Here is a 22,176-nt window from a genome sequence, read left to right as displayed (position 1 = left end):
ATACTTTTATTGCCTTAAGCTACTTGTGTAATTTCTGATATTTTATTTCTATCAATAGGTTTTTGATTGAAGGTAATTAAATGATGGCTTTTACTTTTATAATTTTCCCATTGCTTTTTATCAAAAGGATCAATTGAAGAAGTAACGATATTTATTCTAATTTTATCTTTAATAGGAATTTTAATAAAAGCTTCTAAAAACTCCCATCCATCCATTATAGGCATATTGATATCTAAAAAAATGACTTGTGGAATTTTTTGTCCATTTTCAAAAAACTCCGTCATTGCGTCTAATGCTATTTTGCCGTTATCATATGATTCTATTGAGCTACAGTCAACACTTGATGATATTAATTTTCGTAAACCGAACACGGTAATAGCGTCGTCATCAATTATAGTGATATCATTAATTTTTTTCATTAAAAAAAATTTTAAATTCTGTTCCTTTACCTACTTCGCTGCTAACTTCTACCTTACCGTTCATGGCATCTATTTGATTCTTTGTTAAGTACAGACCTATTCCTCTGGCATCTTTATGGTCATGAAAGGTTTTATACATTCCAAATAACTTTTCTCCATATTTTTCCAGGTCAATGCCTAGACCGTTATCCTTTATGGAAAGAATTGCATAGCCCGCTTTCCTCTCAGCGCTTAGAATGATATGCCCTTGTCTCTCTGGGTGTTTATATTTTATTGCATTAGAAATAAAGTTGGTTAGAATACTGTCTAAATATGCAGGTACCGTTTTAATTTCAAAATCCGTAGGAATAATATTTTCAATTTTACTTTTACTGTTTAAAATAAAAGGAGAAAGGTTTTTGCAAACATCAACTACCTTGTTGTTCAAGTTCATTTTTTGGATGGCAATATTGGTGTTGGTATTAATTGATACCACTTCGTTTAAATTATCTAGTGTCTCCAAAAGATTGTTAGATGCTTTGGTTAGCATTTTAATTATACTCTTTTTTTCGTTTTCATCACTTTCGCTTTCTAAAAAGCTTAGTAACATTGAGAAATTGGCAGAGTGTGAACGAAGGTTGTGTGAAACTATATGAGCGAAATTTAAAAGCTTTTTATTTTGTACAGATGCAATGTTTATAATATTTCTAAGCTCTTTTTCCTTTTCCTTTAAAGGTGTAATGTCCAAACTGATGCCTACTATACCATATGCAATACCCTTGTTGTTTAAAAGTGGAATTTTAGAGCTTAAAAAAGAGGTTTCCTTGCCGCTTAAAGTAGTTCTAACTATTTCTTTTCCAATAACTGGTTTTAAGGTGTTCATAACCTTTAAATCTTCTTCTCTTGACTTTTTGGCAACTTCATATGAATACAGTTGAAAATCATTTTTTCCAATGATGTCTTTTGGGTTGTTGACACCTAAATATTCACATTCTGCTTTGTTGATTAAGACTTTTCTTGATTCGGTATCTTTAATATAAACATTGACCGGTAAATTGTCGATCAAGGTTCTTAATAATTTTTCGTTATCTATAGTCTTGATGTCCGCTTCTACTTGCTCGTGAATATCTTGAAAAGTACCTATGAGACCCACCATTTTACCTTTATTATAAATAGGTTTTCCCCCGGCCATAACCCACTTTTCTTTTCCTGAGCCCGTTATAATTTGAAGTTTTAGATTACTCCAGGCTTTACCATTGTTCTGCGCTTCAAACAGCGCCATGGATATTGCGTTTCTACTATAGCCCTCTTTATAGTAAAATAGGGCTGTTTCAATATTTGGTAGAAAACCCGGTGAAACCTCATGAATAGATTTTGTAGTGGAACACCAGAATAATTTGTTCTCGGCAATATTATATTCCCATCGACCAATTTTGGTGATTTCTGCTTGCTGCTCTAAAAGTAATTCCTTTTTATTGAGTTCTAGCTCATTGTTGACAGCTTCGGTAATATTACTTAATTGAATTATTGCGCCTACTATATTTTCGTTCGTATCATACCATGGTGCATTTGTCCATTCAAACCATTGTTCATGACCTGTACAGTCAATAGATTGATGAATGCCCATGGGTTGCGGATTTCCTTTAAAACAATTATTTAATACCATTTTCCATTTATGGCTTAAATTGGGGAATACAGCAAATAAGCTTTTGGAGTCGCTACACGATTCATTCTTGTCAAAAATGCTAGACCACTTGTCAGATGTCTGAACAATATTGTAATTAGTGTCAATAAACGCCGTTGGTGTTGGCAATTGTCTAATTAGGTACGAAGCATTTGATATTTGGGGAACTTTTATCATACCGATGTAATTTCTTACAAAGGTAGTGGGAATGTCGTATTTGGCTATATTATTGTTGTGAATGTTGTCATTTACGTTGTATAACAATTATTATTCTTTTTAAATGATGAATTTTTACTTTTTGTTGAAATAGAACTTAAAAGTAGTTCCTTGGTTAGGAATACTATCAACGGTAATTTTTCCGTTCATTGCTTCCATTTGATTTTTGGTTATGTACAGCCCAATTCCTCTAGAATCTTTATTCCTATGGAAGGTTTTATAGAGCCCAAAAATTTGATCTCCATATTTTTCCATGTCAATACCTAGTCCGTTATCTTCAACATTTAGTATCGTGTAGTTTTTATCTTCTTCTACGCTAAGTATTATTATCGGTTTCTTTTCCTCACATCTATACTTAATGGAATTTGTAATACAATTGGTCAAAATACTGTTTAGATAGGCGGGTAGGGCTTTTACCTGGGTTGTTTCTGGTATTTCGTTAATGATTTTACCATTGGTTTCTTTTAATAGACCGGCAACATTCTGTTCAACTACAAATAAACTTTCGTTGAGAGACAGTAATTTTTTCTCTTCATTAATACTGGATTTTACGGCTACTATTTCTCTTAGTCCCTTGATGGTTTCAGATAAGTTATCCGAAGCGCTGAATAGCATGTTCATATATTTGTTACGTTGAACCAAACCTGTCTCATCATTTAAAAAATTCAACAACAATGAAAAGTTTGTTGCGTGTGTTTTTAAATTATGTGATACCATATGGGCAAAGTTTAAAAGCTGTTCATTTTTTTCTTTAGCTGCATTAATGGTGTTTTTTAACTTTTTTTCTAACTGGTTTTGCGTGGTAATATTCTGAATAGTACATAAAATACTTGTCCTATTATTCAGCCCGTTTACAAGATTTCCGGTTACCTTAAGGTTTAACGTATGGCCTAATTTATTTATAAAAGTAAAATCTATAGGATCAAAAGATTCTTTTTCCTTTAATTGATTTACAATGTCCGTTTCTTTTTTTAAAAATGTTTTACCTATAAATTCCTTAAAGTTTTTATTTATAAAATATTCTTTTTCAAAACCTGAGAGTTTTGCAAATTGTTCATTTACATTTAAAAAACTTCCGTTTTTAAAATCTATAATGGCAAGGCCAAAAGGCACTTTTTCAAATAAAGGATATTCGCTAAGCTCTGTCTCAAGTATGGTATTTTTGACCTCAATTTTATTTTCTTCGTCTACTTGTTGTATGGTACCAATTATTCTAGTGCAAACACCGTCTTTAAACTTAGGTCTTCCAATAGTATTGACCCAAATTACCGTACCGTCTTTTTGTATTAATTGTGCTTTTACATTCCAAGGTTTGCCTAAGGTGGTTGCCTCATCAACAACTTTTTGTATTACTTTTTTAGATTCATCTTCATAAAAATCTATAGCCGTTTCCAAAGTTGGTTCAAAATTTGCCGGAAGACCATAGATTTTGTTGACTATAGGTGTCCAAAGCAAAGAATTATTTATAGTGTCCAATTCCCAACTACCAATCTTAGCGACTGTAGTTTTATTATTAAGAATTAGTTTGGTTCTATGTAGTTCCAATTCCAGTTCTTGGGTCTTGGTTATGGGGTCAATTTTTATGATTACGCCAATGATATTGCCATAACCATCTTTCCAAGGGTTTAAATGCCAAATAGAATCTTTTGATGCATACTTACATTTATTGGCATTGTGTTTAAACTTAATATCACGAAGGCCGTCTAAACTATATTTTAATCTTGTTTTAAGTTCTTGTGCCAACTCAGGAAACAAGTCAACAAAATATTTACCCTTTATTGGCTCTAGATCGAGTTGAAAATCAGCCTCCCATCTTGGCGATGCACTAATTAACTTAAAATTAGTATCTACAATAACAATAGATGATGGAATTTGTTTGATCCAATCTAAAGAAAACGATGAACTATTTTTTGATCTAATCATTGGTGGAAAGAATTTTCTTACGAATTTATAGGAAAATTGTAGTTTGCCCACCTAAATTGTTGTGTTTTTGCGAAAAGTTGTGGTTGAAAGTGGTTTATCTGTTGTCAGGCCGACGAAATACACTTATTTTCTTACAGAATTGGGTACTAAACCTGTATAGTCACCTCCATTGCGTATAACGTCTCTAACTATAGACGAGCTTATGTATGATTTGCCCGATGAGGTCAATAGAAACACGGTTTCTATCTCAGATAATTTTCTATTGGTATGTGCAATTGCCTTCTCAAATTCAAAATCGCCCGGATTTCGTAATCCTCTTAAAATAAAGTTGGCATCGACTTTCTTACAAAAATCTACAGTGAGTCCTACATATGATTTCACAGTAATTGAAGGAACATCTTTAAAGGCTTCCTCTATAAATTGTATACGCTGTTCTAAGCTGAACATGTACTTTTTATCGGCATTTTTTCCAATGGCAATAATGACCTCGTCAAATAAAGTTATGCCACGCATAATTATATCATGATGTCCTAAAGTTAAAGGGTCAAAAGAACCTGGAAAAATTGCGCGTCTCATATGTGTATTTTACTCGATAATCGAGATTTAAAATAATCCGATGTTTTGGTCAAATTATTTGTTGTTTTTTATCAATACCTCGCAGGCTTTGCCTGCGGGTAATTTAATTCTTAAATATAGTCAAATTATGACAATGCCTCGTTAATGGCGTACTCAAATAACATACTTAATTCAATACCGGCCTGCTTAGCTTGCTGCGGTAAAATACTCTCAGTAGTTAAACCTGGTGTTGTGTTCATTTCCAATAAATATGGTTCGTTACCAATGAATATAAATTCACTTCTAGAAAAGCCTTTCATTTTAAGCACATCATATATTCTTTTAGATGCTTTGGTTACTTTTTCTAATTGTTCAGCATTTATTCTTGCCGGAGTTATTTCTTGAGATTTGCCTTCGTATTTTGCTTGGTAGTCAAAGAAATCATTTTCCGATACTATTTCTGTAATAGGAAATACTGTGGTTTTCCCATTTAATTTTAATACGCCTACAGAAACCTCTGTGCCATCAAGAAAACCTTCAATGATAATTTCATCATCTTCTTTATAGGCTGTTTCAATGGCGCCTTTAAGCTCTTCTGCTTTATAGACTTTGGTAATGCCAAAACTGCTACCAGATTTATTTGCCTTTACAAAGCAGGGTAATTTGACCTTGTCAATGATTTCGGATTCATTTATTTCATCACCTAGATTTAGGTAGTAAGATGGTGCAGCTTTAATTCCATAAGGTTTTAAGACACTCAATAAATCGCGCTTGTTAAAAGTAAGGGCGGCTTGGTAGAAATTACAAGAAGTGTGCTTAATGCCCAATAGTTCAAAATAAGCTTGCATGAGTCCGTCTTCCCCCGGTGAGCCATGTATGGCATTAAAAACACAATCAAAAGTAATAGATGCTCCTTTTAAAGGAATGGAGAAGTCATTCCTGTCTATAGGTGTCTCATTGTCCTTTTCATCAATATAGACCCATTTATCTTTAAAGATATGTATTCTATACAGATTGAATTTATCTTTATTAAGAAAATCATAGACCACATTTCCACTTTTGAGCGATATTTTATATTCGCTAGAATAACCGCCCATGATAATTGCTATATTTTTTTTCATATGTATGGTCTATTAAGAATGTTAAAGCAAAGATGAAGCATTGAAATAAAATAAAAAAGAAAACATTGGGCATTCAACAAATAACAAGAATTTTTTATGATCCCAACAAGTATAAACCAATGCTGCAAAATGGTATGGGGGCATTTACTATATTTGTCGGGTCAAATAATAGGTATGAGGAATTTTTTCAATTTTTTAAAAAGCAAAACCTTCTTTATTCAGTTGGGTCTTGCAGTTTTGGTATTAATTATTACGATTTTTATCGTTTTAAGATATTTAAATAGTACCACCAATCATGGCGAGTTTGTGGAAGTACCGGATTTTTCTAAAAAATCTGTGATGGATATGAGAAAATCAATAGAAGAAGCCGGTTTACGATATGAAGTTTTAGACTCGGCAAACTATAATCCAGATTACCCAAGGTTTTCAATTATTGAACAGAATCCTAGTGCGGGATCAAAAGTTAAGGAGAATAGAAAAATATATTTCACCGTAAATCCCTCAGGATACAAAAAAGTAACCGTTCCAAAGATTATTCAGGTAACCAAACGAAATGCCTCTTCTATGTTGAAAGCTGTAGGTCTTGATGTACAGCGCGTTACCTACGTAGATGAATTGGGCAAGGATATGGTATATCGTATAAAATATAAGGGAAAAGATATAAAGCCTGGTGATAAATTACCTAAAACATCTAAGATAGAGTTGGTTTGTGGTAATGGTAGTATTACTGAAAGAGCAATAATTAAAGCGGAATCTGAAGATTAGATGGAGGAGAATATTGAGCGCCCAGAAAATGAAGATGGCGAACTTTTTGAGCATCATAAAGTAATAGCATCTAAAGGTCAAGTTCCTTTGCGAGTAGATAAATTTTTAATGAATTTCATTGAAAATGCCACACGGAATAAAATACAACAATCTGCCAAAGACGGTCATGTTTGGGTCAATGATAAAATTGTAAAATCTAATTACAAGGTAAAAGCAGGTGATGAGGTAAAGGTGTTGTTTGAACATCCGCCACATGAATTTTTGTTGGTTCCGGAAGATATACCGTTAGATATTGTGTATGAAGATGATGTTTTAATGGTTGTAAACAAGCCCGCCGGCATGGTAGTGCACCCGGGTCATGGTAATTATTCAGGAACGTTGATCAATGCCTTGATTTATCATACAGATAACTTACCATCTAACAGTAATGAAAGACCAGGTTTGGTACACCGTATAGATAAAGATACTTCGGGTCTGTTGGTAGTTGCTAAGACAGAAGCGGCCATGACACATTTGGCAAAACAATTTTTTGATAAAACTTCTGAGCGTGAGTATGTTGCTTTAGTTTGGGGAAATATAGAAGAGGACGAAGGCACCATTGTTGGCAATGTAGGTAGAAATCCTAAAAACCGCTTACAGATGCACGTTTTTCCAGAAGGGGAAGAAGGTAAGGAAGCGGTAACCCATTTTAAGGTATTGGAAAGATTAGGTTACGTTACTTTGGTATCCTGTAAATTAGAGACCGGAAGAACACATCAAATACGGGTGCATATGAAATACATTGGGCACACTTTGTTCAATGATGAACGCTATGGTGGTGAAAAGATATTAAAGGGGACAACCTTTACAAAGTACAAGCAATTTGTTGAAAATACCTTTAAATTACTACCAAGACAAGCTTTGCATGCCAAAACATTAGGCTTTGTTCATCCTGTTACGGGAGAGCAAATGAGTTTTGATTCTGAAGTGCCGGAGGATATGACGAGTGCCATAGAAAAATGGAGAGGTTACAGTAAAAATAGCACAGAATAAGTTTGGCCAATACCACTATTTAAACTCTTTTTTGTCTTTTGTAGGTCTTCCAATTTATCCTGTTTATTTTTGGGAATATTAAAATTGTACTATGAAAATTGTTATTTCTCCGGCCAAGTCCTTAAATTATGAAAGTGATTTGCCAACTATTACATATACTTCTCCAGAATTTATTGATGATGCCGAAAAGCTGAACAAAGTTCTTAAGAAAAAGAAACCGAAAGCACTTGCTGAGCTGATGTCCATTTCAGATAATTTGGCAGAATTGAATTGGCAACGTAATCAAGATTTTACCGTACCCTTTACACCACAAAATGCAAGACCAGCGGTTTATGCTTTTAGCGGAGATGTTTATCAAGGTTTGGATGCATATACGTTGACAGAAGAAAAAATAGAGAAACTACAACAGACTCTAAGAATTTTGTCTGGGCAGTACGGTATCTTAAAACCGTTAGATTTAATGCAACCTTACCGTTTAGAAATGGGTACTTCCTTAAAAATAGGAAGAAAGAAAAACTTGTACGAATATTGGGGAGAGAGACTTACCGATCATTTAAACAATGAGATGGCAGATGGCGAGCTTTTAGTGAACCTAGCTAGTAATGAATATTACAGTGCCTTAAAACCTAAAAAAATAAAGGCAGAAATAATTACTCCCGTATTCAAAGATTGGAAGAACGATAAATTGAAGATTATAAGCTTCTTTGCTAAAAAAGCTAGGGGAGCAATGGTAAGATATATCATAGATACTGATGCCAGAACTTTAGAAGATATAAAAGGGTTCAATTTAGATGATTACCAATTTAGTAAAGAACATACTTTGAAAGAAAATGAACCTGTCTTTATTAGATAAAATATAATCATTGCTTTTTCGTTCTTTAGTATATAAAAGTACGTCTATGAAAAGGGTTATTTTGTTTGCTGTTATATGTCTTGGTGTTCTATTCTCTTGTACAGATAGGGATGATGAAGTTAACTTGGTCAATATTCGCGTTCAAAACAGTACGGAACTTTTTTTTAGCGAAGTACGCATTGTAGAAAATGATACCGTTTATGAGAATATTGAGGCAGGTGAATTTTCAGAATACAAGGAGTTTGAAAGAGCTTATGCGTATACTGCATTATCAATACTTACAGATTCTACTAGCTTAAATTATGTACCTGTAGAAATGTCTATGGATACTTTGCCAATTGGTTTTTATACGTATGAGATTTCTTTAGATGAAGAGAACCAAGTAGACTTGACATTCAAAATTGATAATTAAGTTTATTTCTTTTTATTAATTTTTATTTTTTCTTCTACCGTAGGTCTCTTTTTAATTTTACGGGGTCTTCTAGTCCCGTAAGAGTTATTGGATATTTTTCCTTTTCTAGATTTCTTATCTCCTTTTCCCATATCTCGTTTTCTTTGATTTCTGTTTAAGTTGGTAAATTAGAGAAGATTTGGCTGTAAAATAAGCTCAAGAGAATAAAACACTAATGCAAAAGAAATTTCAACACACGCATCCGTATGAGCCGTTTATTAATGAATCTACTGAAAAATTAATTGTAGGTACGTTGCCGCCCCCACGTTTTACCACGGGAGATTTAAAAGAGGGCGATGTAAATTTTTGTTACGGAAGCTGTGATGGTCAGCTTTGGCCCATTTTAGACAGAATATTCAGTTTACATCTTAAATATGAAACAACCTATGAGGCCATAGAGCAACGTAAATCATTTTTAAAAGCAAGAAAAATTGGTGTTTGTGATATTGTAGCTTCTGCCGAAAGAGAAAAAATAGATGCCTCGGATATTGGTATGCAGAATGTTGAATTACGAAATGTATTGGGCTATCTAGAAAAGTATCCTAAGGTAACAACCTTATTGTTTACAGGAGGCAACAGTAAAAATGGTCCTGAGTTTTTGTTCAGAAAACATTTGCGCGAAAATAATGTTGCACTGCATATTATTTCCAATGACGTGCCACGAATTCATAAGTTTGTGCATCCCATTACCAAAACTACCATTAAGACAGTTTCTTTGATAGCTCCTTCTGGTGCCGCCAATAGGGCTGTGGGTAGTCTTGAAAGTTATAAGAGAATGAAAAGGGAAAACCCTAAGTTCAATACCTTGGATTTTAGGGTTCTTCAATACCAAGTTCACTTTTAGATGTAAAAATATTTTTAAAATTTCTACAAACTAAAAAGAGTCTTGCTTTTAAGACAAGACTCTTTTACGAGAACACTATATGAAAATGAAAAATTTTATTACTTATTTACACTGTAAAGATAGATAGCTTGTACCGTATTTTGAATTATTTGTTGTCAATACAGACAATTTTGTGGTATACTTCTACGAATATGATATTTCACAAAAAGGATGCTCTAAATTATCTAGGAATAGCGATATTTATGTTCGAATTTTAGAAAGTTTGCCGTAATGGTACGGCGTAAAGTTTTTTGATATATGCAACAACAAGAAAGGTTGGCAGAGTTTAAGAAGTCTGTCCAAAATAAATTCAATGTCTATAATAGTCTATTCTTAAACCTACCTTATGAGAATATTGAGAATGTGGGTATGTTAATCCCACTATTGCTCAATCAATCTGAAAAGGGATTGAGCAATGGTCTCAACCCAAAAGAAATACTAGAGAATTTTTTCGAAAATTTTGTAGCCATAAAATCTGAAAAAGAACAGATAGATTTTATGTTCCGCATCATACAGTATGTAGAGCGCCAAGTAGTTCTTTATGATAGTGTAGAAGATGCCGCTTTCCCAAAACTGCATAAACACTCTAGTTCCCTGTCCTTAAAAGATTATTTTCAATTAGTTGAAAAAAATAAATCTTGGGACACCATATGGGACAAATTAAGCACATTTAGCGCGCGTATTGTTCTTACGGCGCACCCAACTCAATTTTATACGCCTGCAGTTTTAGATATTATTACAAACCTAAGAACATTAATTTTAGAAGATAAAATCGATGAGATCGATGTAGGCTTGCAACAATTAGGGTTAACTTCATTGATCAATGCCAAGAAACCTACCCCTTTAGATGAGGCAAAGAATATTATTTACACACTAAGGCATGTATACTATGATGCTATTGGTGATATGTACGCATATATAAAAGGCAGTACTGGTTCTAAACAATTTGAAAATCATGATATTGTAAAATTAGGTTTCTGGCCCGGTGGTGACCGTGACGGTAACCCGTTTGTAACTGCGGATATTACAAGAGACGTCATGAACGAGCTTCGTTTAACCTTAATGAAATGCTATTACAATGATCTAAAAGGGTTGGTGCATAAATTGACTTTTAAAGATGTACAAGGGCCTATAGAAAAATTAAGGTCCAATCTGTATACGGCAATGTTCGATAGTTCCAAGGATATAGGCTATGAAGATTTAATTGTGCCTTTAGAAGAAATCAGATTAATTTTAATTGATAAATATCAAAGCCTTTACTTAAAAGATCTAGAGAAATTTATTGATAAAGTAAAAATCTTTAAAGTACATTTTGCAACTATAGATATTCGTCAAGACCATAGTATGCATACTAAGGTCATGGTAGAGGTTTTGAAAAAGAACGGTTTAATCAAGGAGGAGCTTAGTGAATTATCTGAAGAGAAATTGATCGATATTTTACTGCACGAGAAATTGCAGTTAGTGCCAGATGATTATGAGGAGGATATTGTAAAAGATACCATCAAAAACATACTTCAGTTACAGACTATACAGGATAAGAACGGCGAAGAAGGTTGTAATAGATATATTATTAGTAACTCTGAAGATAAGTTCTCTATTCTATTTGTTTACGCATTGTTTAGATGGTGCGGTTGGGCAGATAAGAAAATTACTTTTGATATTGTACCGTTGTTCGAAACTATGAACGGCATGGATACTGCTCAAGATACTATGAGATTTTTATTCGGTTTACCGGAGTATAAAGCACATTTAGAAAATAGAAATAACAAGCAGACTATTATGCTCGGTTTTTCTGATGGTACCAAAGATGGTGGTTACTTAAAGGCAAACTGGTCTATTTTAAAAACGAAGGAAGAGTTGTCACAGGTATGTGATGAAAATGATATAGCTGCCATTTTCTTTGATGGTAGAGGAGGACCACCGGCAAGGGGTGGTGGTAAAACACATCGTTTTTATGCGGCACAGACCAATAAGGTTGCCAACAACGAAATTCAATTGACCATTCAAGGGCAGACCATAACCAGTACATACGGTACAAAAGAACAGTTTATCTATAATAGTGAGCAACTTTTGACCGCAGGACTGTCAAATACTATCTTAGGAAAAGAAATTGTTATATCTGATGCTGATAGAGAGTTGATTGAAGAGCTGTCAGAATTAAGTTTTAAAAAGTATGATGACCTAAAACACCATGATAAGTTCATGCCATACTTAGAGAACATGAGCACCTTAAAATACTATACCAAAGCAAATATTGGGAGTAGGCCAGGTAAAAGGGGAAATAAGGCAAAACTGGAACTTTCAGATTTAAGAGCTATTTCCTTTGTTGGTTCTTGGAGTCAGCTAAAGCAGAATGTACCAGGATACTACGGTATTGGCACCGCGTTAAAGACATTGGAAGATGATGGTAGATTGGAAGAGGCTAAAAGATTATATAAGGACGTACCGTTCTTTCAGGCATTGATGATGAATAGTATGATGAGTCTTACCAAATGCTATTTTGAATTGACCAGTTATATGAAAGAGAATAAAGAATATGGTGCGTTTTGGGAAATTCTCCATGCTGAATATGAATTATCAAAAGCAATGCTTTTAAAACTTTCAGGTATGGAAATATTGATGAAGAAAGAAGCAATTTCTAGAGAGTCTATCAAAATTCGTGAGAATATTGTATTGCCACTATTGGTAATTCAACAATATGCACTTCAAAGAATTGGCGAGGGTACCCAGTATAAAGAATTGTATGAGAAGATTGTAACAAGATCTCTTTATGGTAATATCAATGCCAGTAGAAATTCGGCATAATAGTCAATAATAGAAAGTAAAAAGGCTCTGCAATAAAACTGCAGAGCCTTTTTTATTTAAAGCTATTAAGATTAATGAACCTTTCGTACTACTTCTATTGAATTGGAAATATCAAAGCAACCATTGAATTCATCAAATGTCCAACCGGGTTCCATACCGGTCAGTCCGTCTTCATATCTTATATAATAGATAAAACAAGTTCCTTCGCCAGCTGCATTAAAGTCTACTGAGTTAAGATCTTCAATAGTAGGAGGTAAGCCTAGTATTCTACCTGTTTCGTCAGTGATTATAAAAGAACTATTGGCACCCGAAGCATTTTCGTTGTTAACGGAAATACCGGTTACGTAATCAGAAGTTTCATCAACTATAAATTCAAAAGGACCACCGGTTAGCGTTCCTGCGTGCGTTTCCGTTCTTACCACCGTTAACGGATTTGATAAGGCAAAGTTTCCGGAAACGTTATTTGCATTCATATCAACTTGTAATCCGCTGATTTCACCTTCATAACGTGCGTACCATATAAGGCAAGTTCCGGCACCCGCTCCGTCAAAATTAACTCCTTCAACAGCTTCTAGTGTTGGAGGTAAACCTAAAATTTTTCCTTGATCATCGGTAATGATCCATGTACTTTGTGAACCTGTAGCGGTAGAGTTGTCCAAAGAAATACCGTAAACATTGTCAACTTCGCCGTCAACACAAAAACTGAACGGACCACCTTCTAGCGTACCGGCATTTACACCTTGTATCCTTTGAACTTCTATTGGGTTGGATAGATCAAAACAACCGGATAAATCTGCTGCATTGCTCCCCATTGTTGCACCTTCCAATCCGTCTTCATATCTCAAATACCATATTAGGCATGTACCCGCACCTGCACCATCAAAGTTAACACCTCTTACGGCATCTAATGTTGGTGGAAGTCCCAAAATATTTAAATCCTCATCCGTAATGACCCATGTGCTATTGGTGCCGGAAGCATCAGATGCATCTAGCATTATGTCTGTAACATAATCTGCTTCGCCATCAATATAAAATTTGTAGGGACCACCGGTCAACTGCCCAGCTTCTGTTCTACTGCGTATTACTTCTATAGAATTGGATAAGTTGAAATTTCCCTGAAGATCATTGGCGTTCATATCAACGGCTAGTCCTGTTAATTCACCTTCATAGCGTAAATACCAAATTAGACAAGTGCCTGCACCTGCGCCATCAAAATCTACTCCTTCAACAGCATCTAATGTTGGAGGCAATCCTAAGATTTTTCCTTGGTCATCTGTAATGACCCAGCTGCTATTGCTTCCTTTTGCATTAGAACTGTCTAAGGTAATACCGTATACATTATCTACTTCGCCATCAATACAAAAGTTAAACGGTCCTCCGGAAATTGTACCCGCATTAGCGGCATCTAACCTTGTTACCTGAATGGAGTTGGATAGGCTAAAGCAACCTTCAAGTTCACCTGCATTCATACCGGCTTCTGCGCCAATTAGACCATCTTCAAAACGAAGATACCAGATCAGGCAAACTCCGCTTCCGGCCATATCAAAATCAACTTCTTTAACAGCATCTATGGTAGGCGGTAACCCAAGAATATTCAGTTCATCGTCGGTAATGACAAAAGTGCTATTAGTACCTATTGCGTTTTCGCTGTTCAAAGAAATATCTGTAACAAAATCTGCATTTCCGTCAACGGTAAATTCATATGGTCCGCCAGAAAGAACACCGGCAGCGGTTTCATTTCGTTGTACCTCAATTGAGTTAGATAAATCAAAAGAGCCTTCAAGGTTGTTAGTGTTCAGGCCCATTTCTAAACCTACAAGTCCTTCTTCATAGCGTAGATACCAAATAAGGCAAGTTCCTGCCCCGGCAGCATCGAAGTCAACACTATATACGGCATCTAAAGTAGGAGGAAGTCCTAAAATATTATTTTGATCATCTGTTATGACCCAACTGCTTAAGCTGCCTGCAGAGGTATCACTGTTCAAGGTAATTCCACTTACCATATCCGGTATTCCATCAACACAAATAGTGAACGGTCCACCGGCAATATCGCCAGATGCAGGGACAATGATATCTGCAACGGCATTGTCGTCATCTGAGCAACTTGCCATAATTAGCAAGAGCGTTAAAATCGATAAAAAGTTAAAATGTTTCATATGTCCTGTTTTTTTTGGTTACAGACAAATGAATGAAATTGATGTAACAGGGTAGTCACAAGAATATCAACAAGTTGTGATAACTTCCGTGATGTTTTTGTGATAATTATATGAATTGCGGTTTAAACTTATTGTAGGATTAGTGTATTGATTGTCAAGTGCTTGGTCGGTAATTTAATAGATAATTTCTCGGTTCGGTATCCCGTATTTAAATTTTTAGAGCGATGTTTTGCTTACATTTCTTCAAGATTATTCAATAATATGTATTGTTACCACACATTTGACGCAAGTTTAATTGAAGCCAGTGATTTGAAAATTTGATTTTTTTAATTTGGCACTTTTTTTATTTGAATAGCGCTAGAAGTCTTTTATAGCCAGACCAACTGCACGTGCTATCGCTAAATTTTAAAGATTCAAAGTCGTTGCTTAGAACATAGGTGTCTATGGTTGTGCAACCTCCAAATTCTATGTTTCTTAATTGAAGTTCAAAACTTATGAACTTATCAATATCCAAAGGAGATAAAACTTTTCTCTTATCCTTAAAGTGGGCAATTAATACATCGTCCTTGTTCAATACGGTTATAATTTGGCGTTCGCCATGAAAACAGCCTATAGAGGTAATTTGAATAGTAAACTGTTCTCCATGTTGTAGCGATTCTACCATAGTCGGAAATCGCTTTAATGAGTTCTTATATTCTTCTGTTGACTTAGAAACGTTTAAAGTAAATGCGGTAATCAAGCTAAAAATCGAAAAAAGTAAAATGTTCAGTTTAAATATCATAATAAACTTAGTTCAATTATTATGCCGATAATTTTGCAGGTTTAAGACATTTGAATTAAAATTTATATGAAGGACTATTAGTAATTTCCAATATGCCGGTATATTACAATTTGGAACTTAGAAGTGCATAAAAGGTTTCTATACCATAGGCAATCTGCCTTATTTGTAAATTCTCATTGGGGCTATGTTGATTGTTATCTGGGTTTACCATAGGAATTATGAATGCAGGAATTTTCAGTTCATTGATAAATGGTGAAATAGGAACCGTACCGCCCATTATACGGATTTGAACGGGTTTTTCTCCAAATTTGTTTTCCATTGTTTTTACAATATTGTTCCCAAACGGATTATTTAGATCCGTACGAAACGCATCTGTAACCGTGCCTTCTTTAATCGTTACTATTTTATCATATTTCAAACGATCATCCATAGTGGGTTCCGTGTCCAATATATGATAGCCTTGATTTTTGATGTGTTCTTTTACCAATTTTTTAAGTCTGTTACCATCAGTTTCTGGAACAAGTCTTAAATCTAATTCTGCTGTTGCAGTAGCGGGTAGAATAGTTCTTGCCTGTTCTCCGATCCATCCAGAACCTAGGCCCCTAATGTTTAGGGAAGGGTATTGAAGAGATTCTTGGTAAAAACTACCTACCTTTTCAGGATTTGCTATTGCTAGGTTTTTATTGATTTCTTCAATATTATCTGGTACACTCTTTAGAATTTCTAATGTTGCATCATCTAAGGTGATTCCGTCATAATAACCTTTAATAAGAACTTTACCATCAGCATCTTTCATAGTTGCTAGAAGTTGTGCTAATTGAAAACCTGGGTTTGGAGCGTAATTTCCATAATGACCACTATGCTGAGGTTTTATAGGTCCGTGAGTTGTTATGGATAATGTTGTAATTCCTCTACAACCATAAACTATAGTTGGTTTTCCAGATACATGAACCGGGCCATCATTTATAACTAAAAAATCAGCTTTCAATAAATCTTTATAGGTACGTACAGCTTGTGGTAACGGAGCGCTGCTTTTTTCTTCTTCGCTATCCAGAATCACCTTTACATTAAAAGGTATGTCTATAGCATCTTTTTTAAGTGCGTCAATAGCATTTAAAAACATAACAATGGGTCCTTTGTCATCTGATGTAGATCTTCCAAAAAGTCGCCAATCATAGTTGATGTCATCATCTAATTCTGAAAAGGATTCGGTCTTCCAACCGTTATCAGATTTAGATTTTAGCACCACTTTGTAAGGATCAGGTTGGTCCCATTTTTTAGCGTCTACAGATTGCCCATCTAAATGCATATAGAACAAAATAGTTGGCTTGTTGTCGTCCATGGGTAGAGCGGCAAAAAATAAGGGTAACCCTTCGGTTTCTAAAATGGTACTATTAAATCCGCGTTCAGTGAATTTTTTTCTCAGCCAAAAAAGGTTAGAATCTATGTCGTCTGCATTTAATGCATCATTAGGTATTGCTACAAATTCCCTTAATTCGCCAATAGCATTCGCTACTTTGGATTTTATTAAAATGGAGTCTTGAGAGTATCCAGAATAAAGGGAAATAAATAATAGAAAGGCAAGTAATTTTTTCATGTTCGTTCTCGTGGATATATTCTTTAAAAGTAAGGAAAATACAGAGAACTAAGCCTCAATTAGATTATGGCAATTGTTAAGGTTTTCTATATTAGAAATAAATATGCTCAAAAGTGTAGGTGGGTAGTTGGTTGGTTTTTATTGGTGTTACCCATACAAAGTGAAGTAGTTATATTCTTTTTGTAGCGTATAGACTAAAAAAAGGTTGCCCTATTGGGCAACCTTTTTCATTATTTCAAAATACTTTGTGTATTCAACACCTATTTAGATAACTGAAATTTAATCTGAAGTTTTTGAGCTGAATATTTTCATTATAATTAATCTAATTAGAAGTATAAAAGGAAAGCCGTGTAAAACGACATCGAACCAATCCATAAATACCATTCCATTTGCGCCACCAAAAATCCATTTTAATTTACCTAAATATGAGGTTCAGGGAAAAATGGGGCTAAACCTAGGGTTAGGCATAAAAGAATAATCAGTTTCCAATTATTTAAAAATTCTTTCAACTTAGCGTATTAATGAAATGAATTCATTTGTTTTATCTGTTCCGTAAGCTGTCAAATGTTTAATAAAAGCGGAACCAATAATTGCACCTTTAGCGGTTTTGGTCGCTTGCTTAAATGTTTCTTCATCTTTAATTCCAAAACCAACAATTTGTGGATTCTTTAAATTCATTTTGGCAATGCGCTCAAAATAATTTTCTTGTTCTTGACCAAAGCCAGATTTTGATCCCGTAACGCTTGCTGAACTAACCATATAGATAAATCCGTCTGAAGCACTGTCGATCTGATCAATACGGTCATTACTTGTCTGTGGTGTAATCAGGAAAACATTTATTAAGCCGTATTTTTTAAATATAGTTTCATAGTCATCTTGATAAACATCTAATGGAAGGTCGGGTAAAATAAGTCCGTCAATCCCAATCTCCTGACATTTTTTACAAAATGCTTCAACACCGTATTGTAATACAGGGTTAAAATATCCCATGATAATTAAAGGAATTGAAACTGTTTTACGAATATCTCTTAGTTGTTCAAAAAGAATTTCGGTGGTCATTCCATTTTTTAAGGCGGCGGTAGAACTTTCCTGAATTGTTGGTCCGTCTGCCAAAGGGTCACTGAACGGTAATCCTATTTCAATCATATCAACACCGTTCTTTTCTAATTCTTCAATAATTTTTACCGTATCGTTCAATGATGGGTAACCTGCCGTAAAATATATAGATAGAAGCTTTTTGTCTTCCTTTAATTTTAATGTTATTCTATTGCTCATAATAAGGTTATGCTAACTTAAAGTAATCAATATATGTGTTCAGGTCTTTATCTCCACGGCCAGAAAGGCTAATGACGACCACATCGTCTTTTTTAAATTTTTTATGTTCAAAAATGGCAAATGCATGTCCTGTTTCTATAGCGGGTATAATACCTTCTAATTTTGACAATTCCAATCCCGCAGCCATGGCTTCATCATCTGTGGCCGAATAAAACTCTGCACGACCAGATTTGTAAAGGTGAGAATGCATAGGACCAACGCCAGGATAATCTAATCCGGCAGAAATAGAGTAAGGTTCGGTAATTTGCCCATCAATAGTTTGCATCAACATAGTTTTACAACCGTGAATGATTCCTACTTTACCTAGAGCGGACGTTGCGGCACTCTCACCAGAATCTACGCCTTTACCGGCAGCTTCAACAGCAATAATGCCAACCTCAGGCTCGTGCAGAAAATGATAATAGGTACCAGCGGCATTACTGCCACCGCCAATACAAGCTACCACGTAATCTGGATTTTCACGACCTTCTTTCTCTTTTAACTGCCATTTTATTTCTTCGGAAATTACGGATTGAAAACGTGTTACCATATCTGGGTATGGGTGCGGACCAATGGCGGAACCAATGATATAATGAGTGTCTACCGGATTGTTGATCCAATCTCTAATGGCTTCGTTGGTAGCATCTTTAAGTGTTCTACTACCAGATTTTGCAGGTCTAACTTCGGCGCCCAACATTTTCATACGGGCAACATTTGGCGCTTGGCGTGCAATATCTATTTCCCCCATATAAACAATACATTCCATACCCATCAGGGCACAAACGGTTGCTGTTGCTACACCGTGTTGTCCGGCACCAGTTTCGGCAATAATTCTTGTTTTGCCCAACTTTTGAGCCATTAGAATCTGACCTATGGTGTTATTTACCTTGTGTGCACCGGTATGGTTAAGGTCTTCTCTTTTTAAATATATTTTGCATCCATGCTTTTCAGAAAGACGTTTGGCAAAATATAGGGGAGATGGTCTACCAACATAGTCTTTTAAAAGCTGATTGAATTCTTTTTGAAAAGAATCTTCATACATCAGTTTTAAATAATTTTGTCGTAGCTCTTCAACGTTTGGGTATAGCATTTCTGGTATGTAGGCACCACCAAATTCACCGTAGTATCCTTTTTCGTCAGCATTATAATTCATAGCGCTTCTTTAAACTTTTGTAATTCTTCAATATTTTTTAATCCTGGTTCTATTTCAAAAGAGCTATTCACATCAATGGCATAGCAATATTTAGATTCAGGCGTTTTCATAAACTCATTGATCTTGTTCAGATTATTTAAACCAATACCACCACTTAAAAAGAAAGGTTTGTTAGATGGGTAGTTTTTTAAAACAGACCAATTAAAGGTGTATCCGTTACCGCCAGGTAGTTTTCCTTTGGTGTCAAAGAGAAAATAGTCGCACACATTTTCATAGGGTTTCAATTCTTCAAAGTTAAATTCGTCTTTTATAGAGAACACTTTTATGATGTCTACTTTATGATTTAATTTTTTTAATTCACTTGCAATTTTAGTACAATATTCAGGACTCTCATGTCCATGTAATTGTAAGCTTTGTAATTGATGTTTGCTGACCATGTCTTTAACATAATCAATCTCTGCATCAACAAATACACCTACTTTATTAATAGTATGCGGAAGTTCTGGTATTTCACCTTTAAAAAATCGAGAAGAAGGTTCCCAGAAAATAAAGCCTAAATAGTCTGGTCGCAGTTGTGCGACTTCGGAAGTATTCAACTTCATTCCGCAAATTTTAAGTTTCATTACTTCTAAAGGTTTTTAATGAATTCAATGGCGCTTTTACCAGGGTCATCCGTTTTCATAAAATTCTCGCCAATTAAAAAACCTTCATATCCATACGGTTTTAGTTCTTTAATGGCATCGATAGAACTAATACCGCTTTCAGAGACTTTGACGAAATCATCTGGTATCAACTTCGATAAGGATTTGCTAGTATCTAAACTAACCTCGAAAGTTTTTAGGTTTCTGTTGTTAACTCCTAACATATCTAAGCTTGGCATTATAGATTTATGAAGTTCTTGTTCATTATGTACCTCTAATAAAACATCTAAGCCTAAGCTTTTAGCTAGTTCAGAATATGTTTTTATTTCTTGTTTTGTTAGAATTGCTGCGATAAGTAAAATAACATCTGCACCATATGCTTTCGCTTCAATTATTTGATATTCGCTAATAATAAACTCTTTTCGCAATAATGGAAGTTGAGCCGATGCACGTGCTAAAATTAAATCTTCGATAGCACCACCAAAATATTTAATATCTGTTAGTACGCTCATTCCGCAAACTCCTGCTTTTTCATAACCCATTGCTACCTGACCAACATTTGCGTTCTGGTTAATACTTTCTTTAGACGGAGACCTACGTTTAAATTCAGCAATAATACCCGTATCACTATTTTTAAGTGCTTGAGCTAAAGAGTTAGTTTTTCGATTAAAAAGTACAGATGCTTCATATTGCGACACCGGAATGATTGATTTTTTCAATTCAACCTCTTTGCGTTTATCGGCTACTATTTTATCTAGAATATTCATGAAATATATGTTCTTTATTACCTCGTCATTTCAAGGTATGAAGTAATATGCTTAATTTTTGCTTAGTTCTTGTATTTTCTTCAATGCCGCTAGTCCGTGTCCTCCTAATAAAGATTCCTTGGCTTTTTCAAAACCTTCAAGAGGTGTTAAGTTCTTTACCGTAGCAATTGCAATACCTGCATTGGCGCACACTACATTGTTTTGCGGTTCTGTACCTTTACCTTGTAGAACATTAAGGAAAATTTGTGCCGAAGAATCTATAGAATCTCCGCCAACAATATCGCTTTGCTTTATTTGCTTTACACCAAAATCAGATGGTTTTAGCATGCTTTCAGTATGATTAGAAATGGTTTTGGTATTTCCTGTAAGGGAAATTTCATCATATCCATCTAATGCATGAAGAACAGTAAAGTTTTTATCGGTTTTCTGATACAGATATCCGTACATGCGAGCTAATTCTAAATTGAAAACACCTACCATTTGGTTTTTGGGAAAAGCAGGATTTACCATAGGACCTAACATATTGAAGAATGTCTTTACCGCTAAATCTTTACGAATAGGTGCTACGTTTTTCATAGCAGGGTGAAACAGCGGGGCGTGTAGTACACAAATACCGGCTTCATCAATACATTTTTCTAAAAAGTCTGATTCATTACTGAATTTTATTCCTAAAAATTCCATTACATTACTACTGCCACACTTAGATGATACACCGTAATTTCCATGTTTGGTAACTTTTACGCCTGCACCTGCGGTTACAAAAGAAGCCAAGGTAGAAATGTTGAAGGTATCTTTACCGTCACCACCCGTACCACAAAGATCAATAGGGTTATAGGCCGATAAGTCTACCGCCAAACACAAATCTAATAGTGCGTCTCTAAACCCTTCAAGTTCTTCAATAGTAATGCTACGCATCATGTAAACGGTTAAAAATGCCGCAATCTGACTAGTGTTGTAATCACCTTTTGCAATATTCACGAGAATACGTTTTGCATCTTCCTTTGACAGTATTTCGTGATTTATAAGTTTATTTAATGTCTCTTTCATAGGCCCCACCTAACCTCCCCAAAGGGGAAGAATA

20 protein-coding genes are annotated in these 22,176 nt (G+C 34.8%); 6 read left to right on the top strand and 14 right to left on the bottom strand.

Annotation, left to right across the window (positions count from 1 at the left end):
* Nucleotides 1-14: 14 nt before the first annotated feature.
* From QZ657_RS12165 to QZ657_RS12145, 5 genes are all read right to left on the bottom strand, one after another.
* Nucleotides 15-419 (bottom strand): response regulator, encoded by a 405-nt coding sequence (locus tag QZ657_RS12165; RefSeq protein WP_291967169.1) that lies wholly within the window; start codon nucleotides 417-419, stop codon nucleotides 15-17.
* Complete coding sequence (locus tag QZ657_RS12160) at nucleotides 406-2,346, bottom strand: PAS domain-containing sensor histidine kinase (protein ID WP_291967167.1); 1,941 nt, start codon at nucleotides 2,344-2,346, stop codon at nucleotides 406-408. Before QZ657_RS12160 ends, QZ657_RS12165 begins: the two co-directional genes overlap by 14 nt.
* A 27-nt stretch (nucleotides 2,347-2,373) precedes the next feature.
* A complete protein-coding gene (locus QZ657_RS12155; protein ID WP_291967165.1) occupies nucleotides 2,374-4,221 on the bottom strand; it encodes a PAS domain S-box protein in 1,848 nt (615 codons plus the stop codon).
* Nucleotides 4,222-4,344: 123 nt separating this feature from the next.
* Nucleotides 4,345-4,797 (bottom strand): pantetheine-phosphate adenylyltransferase, encoded by a 453-nt coding sequence (coaD, locus tag QZ657_RS12150; RefSeq protein ID WP_276473617.1) that lies wholly within the window; start codon nucleotides 4,795-4,797, stop codon nucleotides 4,345-4,347.
* Between the two features lie 125 nt (nucleotides 4,798-4,922).
* The gene (locus QZ657_RS12145) at nucleotides 4,923-5,897 is read right to left on the bottom strand and encodes a D-alanine--D-alanine ligase (RefSeq protein ID WP_291962036.1); all 975 of its coding nucleotides are present in this window, start codon (nucleotides 5,895-5,897) and stop codon (nucleotides 4,923-4,925) included.
* 174 nt (nucleotides 5,898-6,071) lie between these two features.
* On the opposite strand from QZ657_RS12145, the gene QZ657_RS12140 reads away from it, so the two are divergent.
* From QZ657_RS12140 to QZ657_RS12125, 4 genes are all read left to right on the top strand, one after another.
* Nucleotides 6,072-6,662 carry a PASTA domain-containing protein gene (locus QZ657_RS12140; protein ID WP_291962034.1) on the top strand — a complete coding sequence of 197 codons (591 nt, stop codon included), beginning with the start codon at nucleotides 6,072-6,074 and terminating at the stop codon, nucleotides 6,660-6,662.
* Nucleotides 6,663-7,694: an RluA family pseudouridine synthase gene (locus QZ657_RS12135; protein WP_291962032.1), complete on the top strand. Its 1,032-nt coding sequence runs from the start codon at nucleotides 6,663-6,665 to the stop codon at nucleotides 7,692-7,694. It begins immediately after the preceding gene.
* Between the two features lie 91 nt (nucleotides 7,695-7,785).
* Nucleotides 7,786-8,547 carry a peroxide stress protein YaaA gene (gene yaaA / locus QZ657_RS12130; protein ID WP_291967163.1) on the top strand — a complete coding sequence of 254 codons (762 nt, stop codon included), beginning with the start codon at nucleotides 7,786-7,788 and terminating at the stop codon, nucleotides 8,545-8,547.
* A 46-nt stretch (nucleotides 8,548-8,593) separates the two neighbouring features.
* On the top strand, nucleotides 8,594-8,959 hold the full coding sequence (locus tag QZ657_RS12125; protein ID WP_291967161.1) for a hypothetical protein: 366 nt from the start codon (nucleotides 8,594-8,596) through the stop codon (nucleotides 8,957-8,959).
* 2 nt (nucleotides 8,960-8,961) lie between these two features.
* Here the strand turns inward: QZ657_RS12125 and QZ657_RS12120 are convergent, their stop codons facing one another.
* A complete protein-coding gene (locus QZ657_RS12120; protein ID WP_276473611.1) occupies nucleotides 8,962-9,090 on the bottom strand; it encodes a 30S ribosomal protein THX in 129 nt (42 codons plus the stop codon).
* An 83-nt stretch (nucleotides 9,091-9,173) separates the two neighbouring features.
* On the opposite strand from QZ657_RS12120, the gene QZ657_RS12115 reads away from it, so the two are divergent.
* Nucleotides 9,174-9,842 carry a uracil-DNA glycosylase family protein gene (locus QZ657_RS12115; RefSeq protein WP_291962028.1) on the top strand — a complete coding sequence of 223 codons (669 nt, stop codon included), beginning with the start codon at nucleotides 9,174-9,176 and terminating at the stop codon, nucleotides 9,840-9,842.
* A 297-nt stretch (nucleotides 9,843-10,139) separates the two neighbouring features.
* The gene (locus QZ657_RS12110) at nucleotides 10,140-12,686 is read left to right on the top strand and encodes a phosphoenolpyruvate carboxylase (RefSeq protein WP_291962027.1); all 2,547 of its coding nucleotides are present in this window, start codon (nucleotides 10,140-10,142) and stop codon (nucleotides 12,684-12,686) included.
* Nucleotides 12,687-12,757: 71 nt separating this feature from the next.
* On the opposite strand, the gene QZ657_RS12105 is transcribed toward QZ657_RS12110, so the two are convergent.
* From QZ657_RS12105 to trpD, 8 genes are all read right to left on the bottom strand, one after another.
* Nucleotides 12,758-14,842 carry a hypothetical protein gene (locus QZ657_RS12105; RefSeq protein WP_291967159.1) on the bottom strand — a complete coding sequence of 695 codons (2,085 nt, stop codon included), beginning with the start codon at nucleotides 14,840-14,842 and terminating at the stop codon, nucleotides 12,758-12,760.
* A 343-nt stretch (nucleotides 14,843-15,185) separates the two neighbouring features.
* Entirely contained in the window at nucleotides 15,186-15,506 is a 321-nt protein-coding gene (locus QZ657_RS12100) for a hypothetical protein (RefSeq protein WP_291962023.1), read from the bottom strand.
* A 220-nt stretch (nucleotides 15,507-15,726) separates the two neighbouring features.
* On the bottom strand, nucleotides 15,727-17,220 hold the full coding sequence (locus QZ657_RS12095) for a M20/M25/M40 family metallo-hydrolase (RefSeq protein ID WP_291967158.1): 1,494 nt from the start codon (nucleotides 17,218-17,220) through the stop codon (nucleotides 15,727-15,729).
* A 510-nt stretch (nucleotides 17,221-17,730) separates the two neighbouring features.
* The gene (gene trpA / locus QZ657_RS12085; protein WP_291967156.1) at nucleotides 17,731-18,495 is read right to left on the bottom strand and encodes a tryptophan synthase subunit alpha; all 765 of its coding nucleotides are present in this window, start codon (nucleotides 18,493-18,495) and stop codon (nucleotides 17,731-17,733) included.
* 7 nt (nucleotides 18,496-18,502) lie between these two features.
* Entirely contained in the window at nucleotides 18,503-19,687 is a 1,185-nt protein-coding gene (trpB, locus tag QZ657_RS12080; protein WP_291967154.1) for a tryptophan synthase subunit beta, read from the bottom strand.
* Complete coding sequence (locus tag QZ657_RS12075; RefSeq protein ID WP_291967152.1) at nucleotides 19,684-20,310, bottom strand: phosphoribosylanthranilate isomerase; 627 nt, start codon at nucleotides 20,308-20,310, stop codon at nucleotides 19,684-19,686. Before QZ657_RS12075 ends, trpB begins: the two co-directional genes overlap by 4 nt.
* A gap of 5 nt (nucleotides 20,311-20,315) precedes the next feature.
* Entirely contained in the window at nucleotides 20,316-21,095 is a 780-nt protein-coding gene (trpC, locus tag QZ657_RS12070) for an indole-3-glycerol phosphate synthase TrpC (RefSeq protein WP_291967149.1), read from the bottom strand.
* 51 nt (nucleotides 21,096-21,146) lie between these two features.
* The gene (gene trpD / locus QZ657_RS12065; RefSeq protein WP_291961502.1) at nucleotides 21,147-22,142 is read right to left on the bottom strand and encodes an anthranilate phosphoribosyltransferase; all 996 of its coding nucleotides are present in this window, start codon (nucleotides 22,140-22,142) and stop codon (nucleotides 21,147-21,149) included.
* Nucleotides 22,143-22,176 lie beyond the last annotated feature (34 nt).

This window comes from Maribacter sp. (assembly GCA_020629415.1).
GTDB lineage: Bacteria > Bacteroidota > Bacteroidia > Flavobacteriales > Flavobacteriaceae > Maribacter > Maribacter huludaoensis.
Note: the sequence above shows the minus strand (reverse complement) of the source record. Positions and strands in the feature narration are given on the sequence as shown.